Below are 20,296 nucleotides of genomic sequence, written 5' to 3' on the forward strand. Positions count from 1 at the left end.
GATGAGTGTGAAACAATTAGCTATCTTTTTAAATTTGTTATACCGAGAGGTAGTCTGGTGATCGATGATGATGGCTACCGCCCGAATGTAGGAATTGTAATTTGTAATCGCCAAGGGCAGGTTCTGTGGGCCCGCCGTTATGGGCAGCATTCCTGGCAGTTTCCTCAGGGGGGGATCAATCCAGGGGAATCACCAGAGCAAGCGATGTATCGCGAGTTGTTCGAAGAAGTTGGTTTAAATCGCAAAGATGTACGGGTGCTTGCCTCAACCCGGAGTTGGTTGCGTTACAAATTACCCAAGCGTTTGGTGCGTTGGGATACAAAGCCTGTTTGTATCGGGCAAAAGCAACGTTGGTTTTTATTGCAGTTATTGTGTAATGAAGCGGATATTAATGTGCAGCGCAGTAAGACACCAGAGTTTGATGGTTGGCGCTGGGTGAGTTATTGGTATCCTGTCCGGCAGGTCGTTTCTTTTAAACGAGATGTATATCGCCGTGTGATGAAAGAATTCTCTTCTATTGTGATGTCAACACAGGAGCCGGTTTCATTATTCCATTCACCTTATTTACATCGTCGTAGAAAAAATTAGGTAATTGCTATGCTCATGCGCTTGCGGGAAATTGTCGAAAAGGTTGCGATGGCAGCTAATTTGTCTGAAGCGCTTGAGTTATTAGTCAATGAAACGTGTCTGGCAATGAACACGGATGTCTGTTCTATTTATTTGGCGGATCATCAACGGCAATGTTATTACCTGATGGCAACCAAGGGGTTAAGAAAACCCAAGGGGCAAGCAATTCGCCTCTCCTTTGATGAAGGCGTTGTGGGGCAAGTTGGGTGTTTGTCCGAATTAATTAATCTTGCTGATGTCCGTGACCATCCCAGTTTTAAATATATTCCCCAAGTAAGAGAAGAAAGTCTGCGGGCTTTTTTAGGTGTACCGATTATTTATCGTCGCCAATTGCAGGGAATACTAGTTGTTCAGCAATATGAGCGACGGTTATTTAATGAAAGTGAAGAATCTTTCATGGTGACATTGGCGATGCAGCTTGCTGCTGTTCTCGCTCAGGCGCAAACAAAAGGGTTGTTTGACCAGTATCGTCAGACCCGTATTAAGGCGCTTGCTATTTCTAATGGCATTGTTATGGCACAGGGATGGCAAGATCGCTCCCAACCTTTGTTGGAACAAGTTACTGAAGCATTGACGCTGGATTATCAGGCTGAGCGTTCCAGGCTGACTTTGGCTCTTGAAGAAGCAACCGCTGAATGCCGTCGTATCAGCAAGCGCTTTACTGCCAGTTCACAGAAAGAAAGCGCCGCTATTTTTGATCTCTATTCCCATCTATTAAATGATCCTCAACTCAAGCGGGATCTGTTTTGTGCCGTTGATAACGGTTTTGTGGCGGAATGGGCGATTAAAACTGTGATTGAAAAATATGCTGAACAGTTTGCCAGTTTGCAAGATCTTTATATGCGCGAGAGGGCATCGGATCTGCGGGCGCTCGGTCAACGGGTGTTGTTTCATCTGAATGGTTCCTCCACGGGGATCAGGCAGTGGCCGGAACGCTTTATTCTGGTTGCTGATGAACTCAGCGCCAACTTGTTGGCTGAGTTGCCACAAGAACAATTGGTTGGTGTGATTGTACGAGATGGTGCGACTCACTCCCATTCTGCAATATTGGTTCGTGCGATGGGTATTCCCGCTATCATGGGGGCGGATATCCAGCCTGAGTTATTACACAATCGGACACTAATTCTTGATGGTTATCGTGGAGAGATTTTTATTGAACCAGAGACTCTGGTTGCCCAGGAATACCAACAAATCATTGAAGAAGAACAGGTTCTCAGCAAGCTGGCTGAATATGAACAGCAGAAACAAGCACGGCTAAAAAGTGGAGAACGGGTTCTGGTACAGCTCAACGCAGGCTTGAGTTTGAAACATGAACGGCAGATAGAAGATAATATTGACGGTATTGGACTGTACCGCACAGAAATCCCTTTTATGCTGCATAGCGGTTTCCCATCAGAAGATGAGCAGAAAAATCGTTACCAAGAGATACTGGCGCTTTTCCCTGATAAGCCAGTGGTATTGAGGACTCTGGATATTGGCGCTGATAAACAACTTCCCTATATGCCCATCAATGAAGAAAACCCTTGTCTGGGATGGCGGGGAATTCGCATCACGCTGGATCAACCGGAAATATTCCTGATTCAGCTGCGGGCGATGCTAAAAGCCAATGCACAAACGGGCAATTTAAAAATACTCTTGCCGATGGTAACCAGTATTGAAGAGATTGATGAAGCCCGAAAACTGCTGGAGAGAGCGAAAGTTGAAGTAGAGCAGACGTTAGCCGAGACAATCACAATGCCCCAGATTGGTATGATGCTTGAAGTACCTTCTACCCTTTTTTTGCTGCCCCAATTAAAGCAACGGATTGATTTTGTTTCTATTGGTACGAATGATTTAACCCAATACTTGCTTGCGGTGGATCGTAATAATACACACGTAGCTTCGCTATATGATAATTTACATCCTGCGGTAATTAAGGCTTTGAAATTCGCCTTTGATGAATGTCAGCGCCTTGATCTCCCGATTAGCATATGCGGAGAAATGGCTGGTTTACCAATGGGGACACTCATATTGCTTGGCTTAGGTTACCGTAGCCTGAGCATGAGTGGTCACAGTATTCCGCGTATTAAGTATTTATTGCGCCACTTGGATGCCAAAGAACTTGAGCATCTTATTGAATTGGTATTAAAAGCTGAAACCAGCCATGAAGTAAAAGTATTGTCAGCCGAATTTATGGAATCACAGGGTTTGGGAGGCCTGATTCGAGGGGGTATTTAGATGATTCTTAAACGAATTTGTAGTCCGCAATGTATTGCCAGTAGAACACGAAAGATCATTGACGAAAATGAACGATTGGAACTCACCGATACCTAACGACAAGTTAATGGCAGCAGCATTGCCTTACCAAAGAGGCTATCGTGATATTACCGATCTGGCACGAAGAGCCTATCAGTATGTATCATGATCGTGTTTACCTTCCTTCAATGTGGATTGAATAACTTTTTAATAAGTAATATTCACGAATATAATAAATATTGAAATAATTAAGAAGACAATTAAGTTCAAATAGAGATTGATTAGGCTGACCTAATTCCAACTTTAGTTCATTTAACTGAAATTAAAAATATAAAGAAGAATGTTCTAGTATAATAAATAAAGATTTATGAGTGATATTTTTTCTTAAAGTTAATAATGAGATTTATTGAATATTAAAATAATCAAATGATAGAATAACTGTATGTAATACTTTGTACTCAATGCGCCAATTATAATTATCACTTATTCTCATAGGAGTCTAAAAAGGAGTTTTAAACGGTTTGGGTTTATCATCAATATTCAGGAGAATTATATCATAATGATAGATTAGTTGATCGTGGTTATAGTGGTAAAGGAAAACATAAAAACAACCCAGCATCAGAATCAGTACGCGGAAAGGGCCCTATCCCTAGAGGAGGATATACGAATAGTAAGGGACCGATGACTATAATTTTAGAACCATGTGATTGCAATAATATGTATGGAAGAGATCTTTTTATAATTCAAGGTGATAGTAGAGAGCACCCAGGAGAAGCGTCAGAAGGCTGTATCGTTGTAGGACCAGATGCAAGAAGAGAAATAATCAGCTCTGTAGATAGAGATTTAGTGGTGGAATAAGTATGAAAAAACTGATTTTACTTGCAATGCTATTTGTTCCTGGTATTGCATTATCTTCAACGAAAGATGCAACAAAAGAAGCTTTAGATTATTGTGCTACAACTGAATCTTGGGCTGCTCAAAAAGTGATAGATGCAGCAGTCGAGAGAAATAAACAGCTTGATCGAATGAAAGCGACTTCTTCTCTAATTGAAAGACATAAATTGGTAAAAGGAAAGAAACCAATCACATTCGAAGACTGGGGGCAGTTGTACACTCAAACAATAGAAGTTTCTATTCCGTATATCGATAATCACAAAAAACCTGTTATTTTCATCGCATCATCAATCATATCAGCAGAAGAGTGTTCATTAACAGAAGTGGCTTACTTTAATATAACTCCTGAAATGTATTAGTTTTATTTTTTATTTAACAATCATTATTACTGAAAATATAATTCATGGCGGGAAAATATTTCATTGGTCATTGTTGAAGAAACCCGATCTAATGTAACCCAAAATACAACTTAATTGATGTTATTTTTCCTCCCTATCTGTTTTGCCTGTTAGTACGGTATCTGATGATACAGCCATGCTGGCGTTTTTTGTGCGAATGTATCTTGCTGTCATAAAACCCTCTTTGCAGTGACCGCTATCAGCACAGATACTGTACGAAAGATCTTAGCGCTTGCCACTTGCGGTTTAGTGGTGGGAGCAAGTCACTTGCCTGTGTTATCATCTGCGATTATTTGTCTTAAGCCATTCAAGTCATATAATTTATTTGCACAAGATCATTCATTCACACAACATATTTTTAGTGGGGAACGATGAGCACTAGCTATCTGGCATTTCCTAATATTGACCCAGTCATATTTTCAATCGGGCCTGTATCCCTCCATTGGTACGGTTTTATGTATCTGGTTGGCTTTGTTTTTGCCATGTGGCTGGCAAATCGCCATGCGGCAAAGCCAAACAGTGGCTGGAACAAAACCGAAGTTGAGAACCTACTGTATGCAGGATTTGTCGGGGTTTTCGTCGGTGGGCGCCTCGGTTATGTCCTGTTCTATAATCTTCCAATGTTCCTTGATAACCCGCTTTATCTGTTTAAAGTTTGGGATGGAGGAATGTCTTTCCATGGTGGACTGGTAGGGGTTATCTGCGCCATGTGGTGGTTTGCGCGCCGCACCAAGCGCCACTTCTTGCAAGTCTCGGATTTTGTTGCTCCATTGGTTCCCTTTGGTTTGGGAATGGGGCGTATTGGTAACTTTATCAATGGAGAATTGTGGGGGCGTGTTACGCTTGATACGCCGTGGGCGATGTTATTCCCAGGCTCCCGTAGTGAAGATATTGCAATAGCCACCGCTAATCCTTCGTTATGGCCTATTTTGGAAAAATATGGTGTCCTACCCCGCCATCCATCACAGCTATATGAGATGGTGCTTGAAGGCATCGTATTATTTATCATCCTCAATTTATTTATCCGTAAATCGCGCCCGATGGGGAGTGTTTCAGGTTTATTCCTGATTGGTTACGGTGCATTTCGCATAATAGTCGAATTTTTCCGCCAGCCTGACGCACAGCTTGGGTTGTTTGAAGGGATAAGTATGGGGCAAATCCTTTCTGTCCCAATGATTTTTGCGGGAATATTTTTGATGATATGGGCGCATAAATGCCCTGGCAATAAAACACGCAATAACAAGGTACAAGAGGCAAAATGAAACAGTATCTGAATTTAATGAAAAAAGTGCTGGAAGAAGGCACGGCAAAAGATGACCGCACGGGAACGGGAACACTTTCTATCTTTGGTCATCAGATGCGTTTCAATTTGCAGGAAGGTTTCCCGTTGGTAACAACCAAGCGTTGCCATATTCGTTCCATTATCCATGAATTGTTGTGGTTCTTGAATGGCGACACCAATATCAAATACCTGCATGATAATGGCGTGTCTATTTGGGATGAATGGGCTGACGAAAATGGCGATTTAGGGCCTGTTTATGGTAAACAATGGCGTGCCTGGGACTCTGCGGATGGTCGTCAAATCGATCAATTAACCCAGGTTATTGAGCAGTTGAAAAGTGATCCTGATTCACGTCGGATCATCGTTTCTGCCTGGAACGTTGGGGAATTGGATAAAATGGCATTGGCGCCATGCCATGCTTTTTTCCAATTCTATGTGGCAGACGGTAAACTTTCCTGCCAGCTTTATCAGCGCTCTTGTGACGTGTTCTTAGGGTTGCCATTCAATATCGCCAGCTATGCCCTGTTGGTGCACATGATGGCCCAACAGTGCGATCTTGAAGTCGGTGATTTTGTTTGGACTGGTGGCGATACTCACCTTTACAATAACCATTTTGAACAGACCAAACTGCAATTAAGCCGTGAGCCACGCGCGTTACCTAAGTTAGTCATTAAGCGTAAGCCAGACTCATTGTTTGATTATCGATTCGAAGACTTTGAAATTGTGGATTACGATCCGCATCCTGGTATTAAAGCACCCGTTGCAATTTAATCCTCTTTTTCCATCCTCAAATTTGAGGATGGAAAACTCATATTTTCCCCTATCAATTGTTCATCTTATTCATTTTATGAGCTACCACGCAATTAAAATGCAACAAAATAAAATATCTATTTTCTTTTCAAAGCTCTTCGCATAATTAAATAGTGGCACTGTTCATTGAGTTTCTAATAGTAGATATTCCCCTTGAGAAAAATTGAGCTGAATATAGACGTCAGAAAATAATGGAATATAAATATATTAACAATCACAACGGGTTTACTTTATTAGAATTAATGATAGCAATGCTCATCATTTCGATTAGCTTGTCCTGGGGGTTGTATCATTGGGGGAAATATCAAAGCCGCCTGCGTTTACAATCAGCGGTGCATAATGTGTTGTCTTTTATGGAAAGGCAGCAGTCTTTAGCAAATTATTTAAATCAGGATCGTACCTTATGGTTAGTGATAGGACAGCCTTGGTGTTTAATCTCGTCTGTCACCAAAATCGTTGCTTGTGATGAAGGTGATGGGGAACGCGTTGATTCTCCTCATGAAGATGTATTTTTGTCATTTTCCACGACTGATCGCATTGATTTTTACGGGATCAGAAATACAGCAATACCAGCCAGTTTCACGCTGGCAAACTCGGCAGGTGAAATTAGTGTCATCGTTTCTGGACGTGGGCGAATCAGGACATGCAGTAATACAATTAGCCCGTTTCCCAATTGTGAGGGAATAAAAATCCCATGACTCTGACTATTTTTTGTTGCAAGCAAAAACAGGCAGGATTCTCTTTATTGGAAATAATGGTAGCTCTGCTAATCAGTAGCGTAATTTTTGTTGCCATGGCAAAAACGTATCCGGTTTTATCAGGCCAAATTCTCGATCTTTATCGTAAATATAGATTGCATTATTTGGTTAACAGAACGGCCTATTTGATGGAGAAAGATATTCGGCGGGCAGGTTATTGTCGGGATAGAGAACAGTGCGAAGGTGATCCATTGATAATTAACAATAAAAATAGAGAAATTACCAACTCCTGTTTTATTGTTGCATTTGATCTCAATTTAAATAATCAATGGGAAAAACCGGGACACATTGAATCTGAATTTTTTGGTTATCGTTTGAATAACCGGGCTCTTGAGTGGGGGAGAGGGGTAGGAGATTGTCAGGAAAGTGGTTGGGAAAGGCTATTTGATCCAAAAGAGATTGTCATTGATGTCTTTCATCTTGAGAAATCACAAGCAAAAGATGGGGTGATTTTTGTCACTTTGTCCATTGATGCCCATTGGTTGAAATCCCCAGTAATTGTGTACCGCCATCAAGCCACAATTCGGCTGCGTAATATCCGAAAATAAAGATATCGGGAAAAGAAAATATATGGCAGATAAACAACAGGGAAATATTCTGCTGATATCGATAATGATGCTATTGGCGCTGAGTTTGATGATGTTGAAAGCGCTTCATTACCAACAGGAAAGTGCGATGCTTATGATGATGGATGAACAAAATTATTTGCAGGCTTTTTGGCGGGCTGAATCATCATTGATATGGGGAAAGGCGCAGTCATGGCAGATCAATCAGCAAGAAACAGGAGCTTGGTCTTGTTTGCAATATACTGAATTTAATTTAAAAAGTTGCCTCAAGCACTATTCAGACAACCTTTTTTTATTAAAAGGTGTTGCTCAATTTGCATCAGGAGAAAAGCTTGAACTTTATCAATGGATGAAACAGATGAAACCTTTAAATCAAGATACACTTATTCCTGTTGAACTGATTCCTATTGAAAGCGGTTGGTTGGATTTTTGCCCTGTTGCTCAAGCTGAGTTTTGTTTATGAAAACCGGACGACAAGAGGGGATGAGTGTACCGGAAGTCATGATTGCATTTGCCGTATTTGCGATCTCTTTATTGGGTTTAATGCGTTACCATCAAGCACTGTCAGCTAATTTTCAACAATATTGGGGGCAGCTTAAGGCAGTACGATATGTCCATAATCAGTTGGAACAGTATGAACGTTTGTCAGGCCAGATTGATTTGCAGAAAACAGAAGAAGAGGCAGCTATACAGCGGGGTTGGAAAATGGAGGTTCAGCGAGAATTTCGTTCTTGGGGGTGCTATCAGGTAACGATTAAGCTGACAGTACATTACAATAAACCAAGTAAATTGGAACGCTGGTTTTGTGCAAGTGGGAGCATTGATGTTTAGAGTTTATCATTCAAATCAGCTCGATATTCTCAAGGAGTTGATGGCGATATTGATCGGAGAAGATCCCCTTTCTGACCCATTTGGCAAAGAAGTGATTTTGGTTCAAAGTCCAGGGATGTCACAGTGGTTGCAAATTCAGTTGGCAGAAAAACTGGGTATTGCTGCGAATATGGAGTTCCCACTGCCGGCAACCTTTATCTGGCAGATGTTTACCAAAGTGTTGCTTGATGTTCCCAAAGACAGTGCTTTCAGTAAGGATGCCATGAAGTGGAAATTAATGACCTTACTGCCAGATTTGTTGATGGAGCCGGAATTTTCAGCGCTCAAGCATTATCTTGATCAAGATATTGATAAACGCAAAATTCACCAGCTAGCTGGCCGAATTGCCGATTTGTTTGACCAATATCTGGTTTATCGTCCCCAATGGTTAGAAAGTTGGGAAAATGGTCAATTAGTTGATAGTTTGGGCAGCAACAGCAACCAGTTATGGCAAAAAAGGCTATGGTTTGAACTGACAGCCTATACCCGTCAGTTACAACAACCTTTGTGGCACCGCGCCAATTTATACCAACGATTTATCTCGACGTTGGAAGAAGGGAATTTTCCATTGGAGGATCTTCCGCCACGTATTTTCATCTGCGGCATATCTGTATTGCCTCCCGCTTACCTGCAAGTGTTAAAGGCATTGGGTAAACATATTGATATTCATCTTATGTTCACTAACCCATGCCAATATTATTGGGGCGATATCCAGAGTTACGCTTTTCTTGCCAAGTTAACTAGCCGTAAGCCAAAACATTATAAAAGCAAACAATTGCTGGAAAGATTCAAAAACCCCGAAGAGGCGCCATCGCTCTTTAATGCCGAAGGAGAGCAGGTTCTGAATAACCCATTGCTGGCATCTTGGGGAAAATTGGGAAGAGATCACCTCTACCTACTGTCACAATTGGAGCCAGATTCCGATATTCATGCTTTTGTTGAATTAGAACCTGATTCTATCTTGCACCAAATCCAGCGAGATATTCTTAATCTTGAAGATCATGCCCAGATTGGTTCTACCGAAAATTCCTTTAAAAACAGTCTGAAAAAGCGCTCATTTAATGGTGCTGAGCGCTCACTGACTTTTCATTCATGCCATAGCCCGCAGAGGGAAGTCGAAGTATTGCAGGATCAAATTCTGCATTTATTGGATGAGGATCCTTCACTGACACCGAGGGACATCATTGTGATGATGGCAGATATTGATAGCTATGCCCCCTATATTCAGGCTGTTTTTGGTAATGCACCCGATGATCGTTATATCCCCTTTGCTATCTCTGACCGTAAAGTTAGTCAGGCACATCCTGTCTTGCAGGCATTTATTACCTTGCTGGATTTGCCGCAGAGTCGGTTTACGGCAGAACAGGTGTTGGCATTATTGGAAGTCCCTGCTTTAGCTAACAAATTCGCGATTCAGGAAGAAGGGTTGCGTTTATTGCGGCGTTGGGTAAAAGAATCGGGAATTTGCTGGGGGTTGGATGATGACAATATTGAAGCATTATCGTTGCCTGCCACAGGGCAGAATACCTGGCGCTTTGGTCTGACGCGTATGCTATTGGGTTATGCGATGGATAGTCATGCCGGACCGTGGAATGATGTTTTGCCTTATGATGAATCCAGTGGTCTTGCTGCTGAACTGGCAGGGCAATTGGCTGAGTTTTTAATGGCACTGAATCGCTGGCGTAACATTTTGGGTGAAGAACAGCGATTGACGGATTGGTTGGCTGTATGTCCGCAATTGCTGGAAACTTTTTTTGCAGCGGATGACGATGTTGAACTGGTTCTGGCGCTTATTACGCAGCAATGGCAAAAAGTAGTTGATAATGGACTGAATGCACATTATGACGAAAGCATCCCTTTAGTGCTGCTGCGCGATGAGCTGGCGTTTCGTTTTGATGATGAGAAGATCAGCCAGCGTTTCCTTGCAGGGACACTCAATTTTTGCACCCTGATGCCTATGCGTTCCATTCCTTTTAAGGTTGTTTGCCTGTTGGGAATGAATGATGGGGTTTATCCACGTACTATCCCGCCACTTGGGTTTGATCTGATGGCAGAAAAAAACCAGCGAGGGGATAGGAAACGGCGCGACGATGACCGTTATCTCTTTCTGGAAGCGTTGGTTTCGGCTGAGCAATTTCTTTATATTAGCTATATTGGCAAATCGATTCGCGATGATACTGAGTGCAATCCATCCGTATTGGTCAACGAGTTACTGGATTATATTTGCCAGAGTTTTTGCTTATCCGGCGATGAAATGTTGAATGTTGATGACAGCGCCAAAAATGTCAGAAAACATTTGCTGTCACAGCATACCCGTGTGCCTTTTGCGCCGGAAAATTTCTTACCTGACCATCACTTACAAAGTTATGCTACAGAATGGTTGCCAGCCGCGACACAACAGGGTGTTTCAACAACTGACTTTTGCCAGCCGATTGCTTTCGATCGCAGTGAAATAAAAGAAGTTGCATTAGATGAATTGATCCGCTTTTATCGACACCCTGTCCGGGCGTTTTTTCAGCAAAGGCTGAAGGTGCATTTTATCATTGAAGAGATGGAGTTACCTGAAGAAGAACCTTTTGTGCTGGATAACCTGCAACGTTACCAATTTAACCAACTACTGTTAAGCATCCTGATTGAACAGGGAGCACCTGAATCTCTGTTTCACCATCTCCGTGCGTCGGGAGGGTTGCCATATGGTTCCTTTGGCGAAGTTTATTGGATGGAGCAACTGGAATCCATGCAGCCTTTGGCCTCCAGGGTGCGTGAAGAGAGAACGGCCTCTTCTTCTATTGACCTATATGAGCCATTAGACACGGTGATATTGGCTGGCAGAATTAATCAGGTACAGCCTGATGGAATTTTACGTTGGCGACCAGCGAACTTAACGGCCAATGATGGTATCCAATTATGGATTGAACACCTTGCCTATTGTCTTTCAGGTGGAACCAGTGAAAGCCGCATGTATGGAACAGGTAAAAAGGGAAAAAAAGAGAAGGAAGATAAAAAGGTGTCAGAATATCGCTTCTTACCGCTAAAACAGGATGATGCGAAACAATATTTGAACCAGATGATAGAGGGCTATTTTCAAGGAATGTCTGAACCTCTCCCTTTGTTTTGCCGAAGCGGCTGGGCATGGCTAGTTGACTGTTTTGATAAGGAAAGTCGTGAAATCGATTTTCGTGAAGAGGTTCAACAAGGTGCTGAAAATAAATTAATGGAACACTGGCTGGGAACACATGACAGAAAAGGGGAAAGCGCTGATCACTACGTACAACGGGCTTTCCGGCAAGCTGATCAATCACTTTTGGAGCGAATGAAGCGTGAAACTCAGCGCTATTTATTGCCGATGGCACGCTATTCCAATGGATCATTATTTAAATAATTAGGGAGAATATTAGGTTATGCCTAAATGTCTTATCCGCATCATGACGGTGCTCTTTTTGCTATTTTTTGGGGTTACTGCATATGCACAATCGCCCTGGCAGCCATTGCCAGATACGATCCACAAAAGTGATCGCGATCCTCGTCAATATAAAGCCATTAAATTGCAAAATGGCATGACAGTTCTGCTGGTTTCTGATGAAAAAGCGATTAAATCATTGGCTGCCGCATCTCTTCCGGTTGGTCATATGGAAAATCCAGATAATCAGCTTGGTCTGGCCCACTATCTTGAGCACATGGTATTGATGGGTTCCAAGCGTTACCCGCAACCAGGAGGGTTTGCTGAATTCTTGCAAAAACATGGGGGAAGCCGTAACGCCAGTACCACTGCCAATCGTACTGCATTCTATCTGGAAGTTGAAAATGACTCCTTAACAGAAGCGGTTGATCGTCTTGCGGATGCACTTGCTGAGCCTCTACTGGAACCAGTCAATGCTGATCGTGAACGCCATGCTGTTGATAATGAAATGACTATCGCTCGTGCGGGTGAAGGGCATCGCTTATGGCAAATCCGTTCTGAGACTATCAATCCGACTCACCCTAATGCCCGCTTTGCTGGCGGAAATTTAGAAACACTTAAAGATAAACCTGACAGCAAATTACAGACGGCCCTGGTTGATTTTTACCAACGCTATTACTCCGCTAATCTGATGAAAGGGGTTATGTATGGCAATCAATCCATCGACAAATTGGCTCAGATTGCGACAGAAACCTTTGGCCGTATTCCGAACCGACATGCTTCGGTGCCTGCTATTACAGTTCCGGCTATCACAGATAAAGAAAAAGGCACCATTATCCATTATGTGCCCGCACAACCTTACAAAGCGTTACGACTAGAATTTAGCATTGCTGATAACAGTGCAGATTTTCTCAGCAAAACAGATGGATATGTCGGGTATTTGATTGGTAATCGCAGCCAAAATACCTTGTCTGACTGGTTGCAAAAGCAGGGATTAATCGAAAGTATTGGTGCTAGTGCAAACCCCAAAACTGATGGTAATTCAGGGACGTTTGATATTTATGTTTCGCTAACGGATAAGGGCCTTGAACATCGTGATCAAGTTATCGCAGCCATCTTTTCTTACATTAACCTGCTAAAACAACAGGGGATTAATAAGAGTTATTTCGATGAAATGGCTAAGGTTCTGAATTTGTCTTTCCAGTATGCATCAATCGTACGGAATATGAATTACATTGAAGGGCTGTCTGATGCCATGTTGGTATTGCCTATATCCCATGTGTTGGATGCGGGTTATGTTGCAGATGAGTTTAATCCAAAAGCGATAGCTAGCCGTCTGGAAGAATTAACGCCTGAAAATGCGCGTATCTGGTTTATCAGCCCAACAGAGCCACATAATAAAGAAGCTTACTTTGTGCAGGCTCAGTATCAAGTCAATAAAATTACGTCAAAACAGTTAGCGGAATGGAAAAAACTCGAACAGGGAGACTTATTCTCTTTGCCTGAGTTGAATCCCTATATTCCTGATAATTTATCCCTGGTTAAAACATCTGGCAGCCAAGAACACCCTAAAATGATTTTGGAACAGCCCAATGTTCGCTTGCTGTATATGCCGAGCCAATATTTTGCGGATGAACCTAAAGGCAGTATTACACTGGAGATGCGTAACCCCAATGGATTGAAAAACATCAAAGATCAGGTTTCAGATACCTTATTGAGCTATTTGTCTGCACTTACACTTGATCAACTAGGCTATCAGGCATCGGTTGGGGGAATGGGGGTTTATACAAGCTATGTTGATGGTTTGAAGATCGGCGTTAATGGTTATACGCAACACTTACCAGAGTTGTTATCTTCAGCGATTGATCAATATATTTCGTTTATACCGACTCAAGAAGAACTGGCTCAAGCGAAATCATGGTATAGGGAAAAAATGGAAGTCGCCAATAATGGCAAGGCTTTTCAAATGGCTATGCAACCCATTTCCCGCCTCTCTGGTGTCCCTTACTTTGAACAGGCAGAAAAATTGAAAGTGTTGGATACCATCACTGTTGATGACATCGTGAAATACCGTCAGAGCATGATCCAACACGCGGCATTACAGGCTTTGGTCTTCGGTAATTTCACTGAACAGCAGAGTATTGACATCGTTCAGTCAGCACAGAAGCAGCTCGCTAACCAAGGAACAGTATGGTGGACTGGCGAGCGTCTTGTCATTGATCGTAATTATGCGGCTAATTTCAATGGCACTGCGAATAGCACAGATAACGCTCTGGCCGAAATTTTTATTCCAACGGGGTATGACCGTATCAAGGGATATGTCTATTCCAATTTGCTGAGTAGCATTTTGTCACCGTGGTTCTATGATCAATTGAGAACGACAGAACAGCTTGGTTATGCGGTTTTTGCTTTCAACCAAAATATCGGTAAACAGTGGGGATTGGGTTTCTTACTGCAAAGTAACAGCAAGCAACCGGACTACCTGCATCGACGCTACCAGAGTTTCTATCAACAGGCTGATAAAAAGTTGAAAGCGATGCCTGATGCTGAGTTTGAACAGTATAAAAAATCACTGCTGACAGAAATGCGGGAGCCGCCACAAACTTTCTATTCAGAAGTGGCTAGCTTTGATGCAGATTTTGGGCGCAACAACTTCAAATTTGATACACGTGAGAAAGTCATTGCAGCGATGGAGAAAGTCACTAAAGCACAGGTTATTGCTTTTTATGAAAAAGCGGTGCTTAAACGTCAGGGATTGGCACTGGTTTCCCAAATTACCGGGAAAAAAGGTACAGCTCATCAATATGCAGAGCTGAAAGGCTGGCGAACTTACGACTATGTGTCAGATTTCCAGAAACAATTACCGGTTAAGGTGAATGCTCAGTGAGCAAAGAAATATCCTCTCATAAGCTTAACCCGTTAACATTGCCGCTGTATGGTCAGCGGTTGATCGAAGCTTCTGCGGGAACGGGAAAAACTTATACGATAGGCTTGTTTTATCTCCGGCTATTACTGGGATTAGGTGGTTCTGCCGCCTTTTCCCGCCCGCTGAATGTCGAAGAGATTCTGGTTGTTACTTTTACCCAAGCGGCGACAAATGAATTGCGTGGACGTATCCGCGAAAACATCCACCAGCTCCGTTTGGCTTGTATACGGGAAGAAACAGCGGCTAGCGATCCGATCTATCAGCAATTACTGGATGAAATTCCTGATAAGGAAAGTGCAGCCAGTTGGTTATTAGCCGCTGAACGCCAGATGGATGAGGCGGCGATTTATACCATCCACGGCTTTTGCCAGCGTATGCTAGTACACAATGCGTTTGAGTCTGGTGTACTGTTTGATCAAACCCTAATTCAGGATGAAAACCAGTTACGTAAACAAGGCTGTGCCGATTTTTGGCGGCGTCACTGTTATCCCCTACCCTTGCCAATCGCTGCGGAAGTCAGCCGGATATGGAGTGGGCCGGAAGCACTATTAAAAGATATTTCGAGCTATTTACACGGAGATATGCCGTATATCCTTAATGCCCCTGATGATGAAACGCTGTTTAGTCGTCATCAGAAAATCATTGAGCAGATTGAGGCGATAAAACACCAGTGGAATGACACTGTTTCTGGGTTAGAAGAACTGATTACTAATTCAGGTGTTGATAAGCGTAGCTACAGCAAAAAAAATTTACCTAATTGGCTGAATAGTGTTTCTGAATGGGCTAAATCACCAACCGAAGATTACCTGTTGCCCAAAGAATTGGATAAATTTTGTCAATCTCGCTTATTAGAAAAGACTAAAAAAGGGGAAGCTCCGCAGCATGTGCTGTTTGCAGCAATTGATGGTTTATATCAGTACCCATTGACGTTGAAAGATATCATCCTCTCCAAAGCGATTGTTGAAGTTCGCCAATCGGTTAGTCAGGAGAAGCTGATCCGTGGTTACATGGGTTTTGATGATTTGCTGACACGTCTGGACAGTGCCTTGCAACGTGTTGGAGGAGAGCAGCTTGCAGCAACCATTCGGCAGCGCTATCCCGTCGCAATGATTGATGAGTTTCAGGATACCGATCCACAACAATATCGCATTTTTCAGGCCATATATTGCCATCAATCAGAAAATGAACGGGCTGAAAACGAAACCGGCTTATTGTTTATTGGCGATCCCAAACAAGCGATTTATGCGTTTCGTGGGGCAGATATTTTTACCTACATTCGTGCTCGTTCTCACGTTAAGGCCCATTACACGCTGGAAACGAACTGGCGTTCTTCTGCGTCAATGGTGCAGTCTGTCAATAAATTGTTTTCTCGCCCGGAATTCCCGTTTTTGTTTGCACAAATCCCATTTCTTGACGCTAATGCCGCAGAGAAAAATTGTGGGCTGAGATTTTCCTTACATGGTGAGGAGCAAGCTGCTTTACGATTTTGGTTACAGTCTGGTGATGGTGTTTCCAAAGGGGAATATGAGCAAACTATGGCGCGACAATGTGCTGCCCAGATACGGGATTGGTTGCAGGCAGGGCAAGAAGGAAAGGCGCTTTTATATCAGGCAAAAAATCAATCAACAGAAGCAAGCCGTCCGGTGATGGCGGCAGATATTACGGTGTTGGTGCGTGATCGCCGAGAAGCCGCGTTAATCCGTAACGAATTGAACGCGCTGAAGATACCATCGGTTTATCTCTCCAACCGAGAAAGTGTGTTTGATACCCCAGAAGCGAAAGATTTGCTGTGGTTGTTACAGGCAGTATTGGCACCGGAAAAAGCCCGTGAATTGCGAAGTGCATTAGCCAGTAGTTTATTTGGCTTAAGTGCACAACAAATTGATCAGTTGAATAACGACGAAATGGCGTGGGATCGTCTGGTTGATGAATTTGATGGCTATGCCCGCTTATGGCGTACTCGTGGCGTATTACCCATGTTGCGGGCAGTAATGGTGAAATACCGGATAGCAGAAAATCTGCTGGCAGGTGATGATGGTGAACGTCGGCTTACCGATGTTATGCACATTGGTGAGTTGTTGCAGGAGGAATCTCAACAATTAGATAGCGAACATGCCGTTGCCCGCTGGCTGGCACAACAGATTTCACGACCTAATCCGCAATCAGAAAACCAGCAACTGAGACTGGAGAGTGATCGGCATCTGGTGCAGATCTGTACCATTCATAAATCTAAGGGGTTGGAGTATCCGCTGGTTTGTTTGCCTTTTGTTTGTGGTTACAGGAAGCAGAAGCAGGCTATTTATCATGAGCGCCATAATTTTGAGGCTCATCTTAATATTTCCCATGATGATGAAGCGTTGAAAGAAGCTTTGGAGCTGGCTGATGAAGAACGCTTGGCTGAGGATTTACGCTTGCTCTACGTTGCATTAACACGTTCGGTTTATCACTGTAGCGTCGGGGTAGCCCCGCTTATTAAAGGAAATAGAGGGAAAGCAGGCGATACTGATTTGCATTTATCTGCCCTTGGGTACTTACTGCAAAAGGGACAGAAAGGTGATGCAGAATTACTGGTTAACAGCTTGAATGAGCTTTGTGATAACGGCATAGAGATAAGGCAAGTGGGGGATACCTCTGACTTGCAATGGTGCCCACAAAATGAAAATACTCTGTCGTTGGCAGCCAAAAAATTGCAACGTCCTGTTCGGGATGACTGGCGGGTGACGAGTTATTCGGGGTTACGATACACCGCTTCTCACGCTATTTCTCCTACTTATGCTGGTACATTTGGGGAATCAGTTGATGTGATAGTGCAATCCATTTCTCCGAAGCTGGATATTGATGCCTGTGGTGAAAAGCAGGGAGAACAATCATTACAGATGACTCCGCATACTTTTCCACGTGGGGCGTCTGCGGGCACATTCCTGCACAGTATTTTAGAAGATCTGGATTTCGGCAATCCCCCGGATCAGTTGTGGTTGGTGGAAAAACTGACAGCGTCAGGATTTGATGAAAACTGGGCACCGGTATTGGAACTGTGGATAGAGGATATTCTGGGCGCAGAGCTGAATGAGCAGGGAATGAAACTTGTCGGTGTGCCTCGTCATTGTCAGCAAAGTGAAATGCAGTTTTACCTACCAGTAGATAAGCTATTACATGCAAAGGAAATGGATGCACTAGCCCGTCGTTATGATCCGCTGTCTGCGCAATGTGCTCCGTTATCCTTTCAGCAAGTCAAAGGCATGTTAAGAGGTTTTATTGACTTGGTTTTTTGCTGGCAAGATAAGTTTTACGTAGTGGATTACAAATCAAACTGGTTAGGTGAGAACAGCCAGTCATATACGCAAGAAGCGATGGCAAGAGCCATGATAGAGCATCGTTACGATTTCCAGTATCAGCTTTATACTTTAGCTCTGCACCGTTATTTGCGTCATCGGTTAGCTCATTATGATTATCACCGCCATTTTGGTGGCGTGATCTATCTGTTTTTGCGTGGTATTGATAAAGATAATCCAGGGCATGGTATTTACTCCTACTTGCCTCCCTTTGAATTTATTGACGAACTGGATACGCTTTTCAGTGCTGTTGGTGAGGAACAAAGCGTATGAATTCCATGATGTCATTCTTGCAACAGGCGGTGAGCCAGAAGCTGCTGCGTCCTTTGGATGTGCAGTTTGCTTATGCGATGATTGAGGATGAAAACCCGCTACTGCTGTTGATTACGGCCTTGTTAAGTGCTGAATCAGGCGCGGGGCATGTCTGTTTGCCACTGGAGCGGATTTCGCCAAAATATTTTTTTGAAGGCAGGCAGCCGGAGTTAGCTGTATCGCTTTGGTCTTTGGTCGGAGAACCCGATCAACAGCAAATTCTGGCTGTTTTACAGACATGTCCGGCGGTAAGTACGGGGGAATCTCCGGCACCGATGATCCTTTCCCATCAAAGGGAGAGTGATTACCGCCTATATTTACAACGTATGTGGCAAAGTGAACGGCGGGTGGCGGATTTTTTTGCTGCTGTGGAGCTAACCGATACTTTTGCTCAAACTTCCTATGATCAAACGGCTCTTGATGAAATCCAGCTACATCGCATTTTGGATGAGCTTTTTGGTGTCACTGTTGAAGGGGATATTGATTGGCAGAAGGTTGCGGCAGCAGTGGCTGTAACGAGCCGTATTTCTGTGATCTCTGGTGGGCCAGGAACCGGTAAAACTACGACAGTAGCTAAGTTGTTGGCTGCCTTGATCAAGTTGCATGAAGGGAAAAAATTAAGTATTCAATTGGCTGCGCCAACCGGTAAGGCAGCGGCCAGATTAACTGAATCACTGAGAGAAGCGGTCAAGAAACTCGATTTGACGCCAGAACAGTGGCATAGCATTCCAGAACAGGCGCAAACTATCCACCGTTTACTGGGAGCGCAACCCGATAGCCAGAAACTGCGTTATGGGCGTGATAATCCGCTGTCCCTTGATATTTTGATCATTGATGAAGCTTCAATGGTAGATTTACCGATGATGGCTCACTTGGTTGATGCTTTGCCGCCACGGGCGAAAGTGATTTTCTTAGGGGATAAAGACCAGCTTGCATCGGTTGAAGCCGGAGCGGTATTGGGAGATATTTGCCGTTTTGCTGAACAAGGTTATAGCGCCAAGCGGGCTGAGCAATTGGAACGATTGACTGGATGTCAGTTAACATCTTATTCCACTTTATCCACCTCTCATTCTGATAAAGATACGCCTGCTGTGCGGGATAGCCTGTGTCTGCTGCGCAAAAGCTATCGCTTCAACTCGGCTTCCGGCATTGGGCGATTGGCATCAGCTGTGAATCAAGGAGATCGCGGAGGAGTCACGGCAGTGCTGAATCAGTTTTTTCCCGATGTTAATTTTTATCCACTTGCAGTGGATGAAGATTATCAGCGTCTGTTGGCGGAAACCGCTGCTGGTTATTCTCAATATTTGGCAATGGCAAATGAACGGGCGGCAGAAAAAGCCATTTTAGCGGAATTCAATCGCTTTCGATTGCTGTGTGCGTTAAGGGAAGGCCCTTTTGGTGTTACGGGGCTGAACCAACGAATGGAACAATTACTGCACAGGAAAGGCGTGATTACCCTGCCCAAACATGTGGAGAGCCGTGGTTATGTCGGGCGACCTATCATGATATTGCGTAATGACAGTACCCTTGGACTGTTTAACGGAGATATCGGGATTATGCTCAAAAATCAGGATAATGAGCTGAAAGCTTATTTCCAGTTGTCTGATGGGCAGATTAAAGGGTTTCAGCCGAGTCGATTACCTCAACATGAAACGGCTTATGTGATGACAGTGCATAAATCTCAAGGGTCTGAATTTGAGCATACGGCCTTGGTGTTACCAACTCAATACTCACCAATACTCAGTCGGGAGTTAGTGTATACCGCACTGACGCGGGCGAGGGAAAAACTAACGATTTATGCCAATAAGCCAGTTTTGGATAAAGCTGTGGCCACAGCAACACAGCGACGAAGCGGGTTGGCAGATTGGTTCAACCCGCAATAAGAA

Annotated in this window: 14 protein-coding genes and 1 pseudogene; all 15 read left to right on the forward strand. The window is 43.4% G+C overall.

The features are described from left to right. Positions 1 to 57: 57 nt before the first annotated feature. Positions 58 to 588, forward strand: coding sequence for an RNA pyrophosphohydrolase (rppH, locus tag Xets_RS03845; RefSeq protein WP_099133032.1), 531 nt, complete (start codon positions 58 to 60; stop codon positions 586 to 588). Between the two features lie 9 nt (positions 589 to 597). Beyond that, positions 598 to 2,844 carry a phosphoenolpyruvate--protein phosphotransferase gene (gene ptsP / locus Xets_RS03850; RefSeq protein WP_187651178.1) on the forward strand — a complete coding sequence of 749 codons (2,247 nt, stop codon included), beginning with the start codon at positions 598 to 600 and terminating at the stop codon, positions 2,842 to 2,844. A 58-nt stretch (positions 2,845 to 2,902) separates the two neighbouring features. Continuing rightward, positions 2,903 to 3,031, forward strand: coding sequence for a hypothetical protein (locus Xets_RS23630; RefSeq protein ID WP_255430561.1), 129 nt, complete (start codon positions 2,903 to 2,905; stop codon positions 3,029 to 3,031). Between the two features lie 422 nt (positions 3,032 to 3,453). Further along, positions 3,454 to 3,720 (forward strand): annotated as a pseudogene (locus Xets_RS03855) (DUF2778 domain-containing protein); the annotation flags it as partial. Positions 3,721 to 3,722: 2 nt separating this feature from the next. Then, a complete protein-coding gene (locus tag Xets_RS03860; protein WP_187651179.1) occupies positions 3,723 to 4,115 on the forward strand; it encodes a hypothetical protein in 393 nt (130 codons plus the stop codon). 410 nt (positions 4,116 to 4,525) lie between these two features. Next, complete coding sequence (gene lgt, locus Xets_RS03865) at positions 4,526 to 5,416, forward strand: prolipoprotein diacylglyceryl transferase (RefSeq protein ID WP_099133034.1); 891 nt, start codon at positions 4,526 to 4,528, stop codon at positions 5,414 to 5,416. Further along, a complete protein-coding gene (gene thyA, locus Xets_RS03870; protein ID WP_099133035.1) occupies positions 5,413 to 6,207 on the forward strand; it encodes a thymidylate synthase in 795 nt (264 codons plus the stop codon). Before lgt ends, thyA begins: the two co-directional genes overlap by 4 nt. Positions 6,208 to 6,437: 230 nt before the next feature. Continuing rightward, positions 6,438 to 6,944, forward strand: coding sequence for a prepilin peptidase-dependent protein (locus Xets_RS03875; protein ID WP_222941501.1), 507 nt, complete (start codon positions 6,438 to 6,440; stop codon positions 6,942 to 6,944). Continuing rightward, positions 6,941 to 7,552, forward strand: coding sequence for a prepilin peptidase-dependent protein (locus Xets_RS03880; protein WP_187651180.1), 612 nt, complete (start codon positions 6,941 to 6,943; stop codon positions 7,550 to 7,552). The genes Xets_RS03875 and Xets_RS03880 overlap by 4 nt, the downstream gene beginning before the upstream one ends. A 22-nt stretch (positions 7,553 to 7,574) precedes the next feature. Beyond that, entirely contained in the window at positions 7,575 to 8,033 is a 459-nt protein-coding gene (locus Xets_RS03885; RefSeq protein ID WP_099133038.1) for a YgdB family protein, read from the forward strand. Then, complete coding sequence (locus Xets_RS03890; RefSeq protein ID WP_187651181.1) at positions 8,030 to 8,401, forward strand: prepilin-type N-terminal cleavage/methylation domain-containing protein; 372 nt, start codon at positions 8,030 to 8,032, stop codon at positions 8,399 to 8,401. Before Xets_RS03885 ends, Xets_RS03890 begins: the two co-directional genes overlap by 4 nt. Further along, complete coding sequence (recC, locus tag Xets_RS03895) at positions 8,394 to 11,822, forward strand: exodeoxyribonuclease V subunit gamma (RefSeq protein WP_099133040.1); 3,429 nt, start codon at positions 8,394 to 8,396, stop codon at positions 11,820 to 11,822. The genes Xets_RS03890 and recC overlap by 8 nt, the downstream gene beginning before the upstream one ends. Before the next feature lie 19 nt (positions 11,823 to 11,841). Continuing rightward, positions 11,842 to 14,727, forward strand: a complete 2,886-nt coding sequence (gene ptrA, locus Xets_RS03900; protein WP_187651182.1) for a pitrilysin — start codon at positions 11,842 to 11,844, stop codon at positions 14,725 to 14,727. Next, positions 14,724 to 18,371, forward strand: coding sequence for an exodeoxyribonuclease V subunit beta (recB, locus tag Xets_RS03905; protein ID WP_187651183.1), 3,648 nt, complete (start codon positions 14,724 to 14,726; stop codon positions 18,369 to 18,371). The genes ptrA and recB overlap by 4 nt, the downstream gene beginning before the upstream one ends. 5 nt (positions 18,372 to 18,376) lie before the next feature. After that, on the forward strand, positions 18,377 to 20,293 hold the full coding sequence (gene recD / locus Xets_RS03910) for an exodeoxyribonuclease V subunit alpha (RefSeq protein WP_187651201.1): 1,917 nt from the start codon (positions 18,377 to 18,379) through the stop codon (positions 20,291 to 20,293). The last annotated feature ends 3 nt before the right edge of the window (positions 20,294 to 20,296 follow it).

This window comes from Xenorhabdus sp. TS4, from assembly GCF_014467265.1.
Lineage (GTDB): Bacteria > Pseudomonadota > Gammaproteobacteria > Enterobacterales > Enterobacteriaceae > Xenorhabdus > Xenorhabdus ehlersii.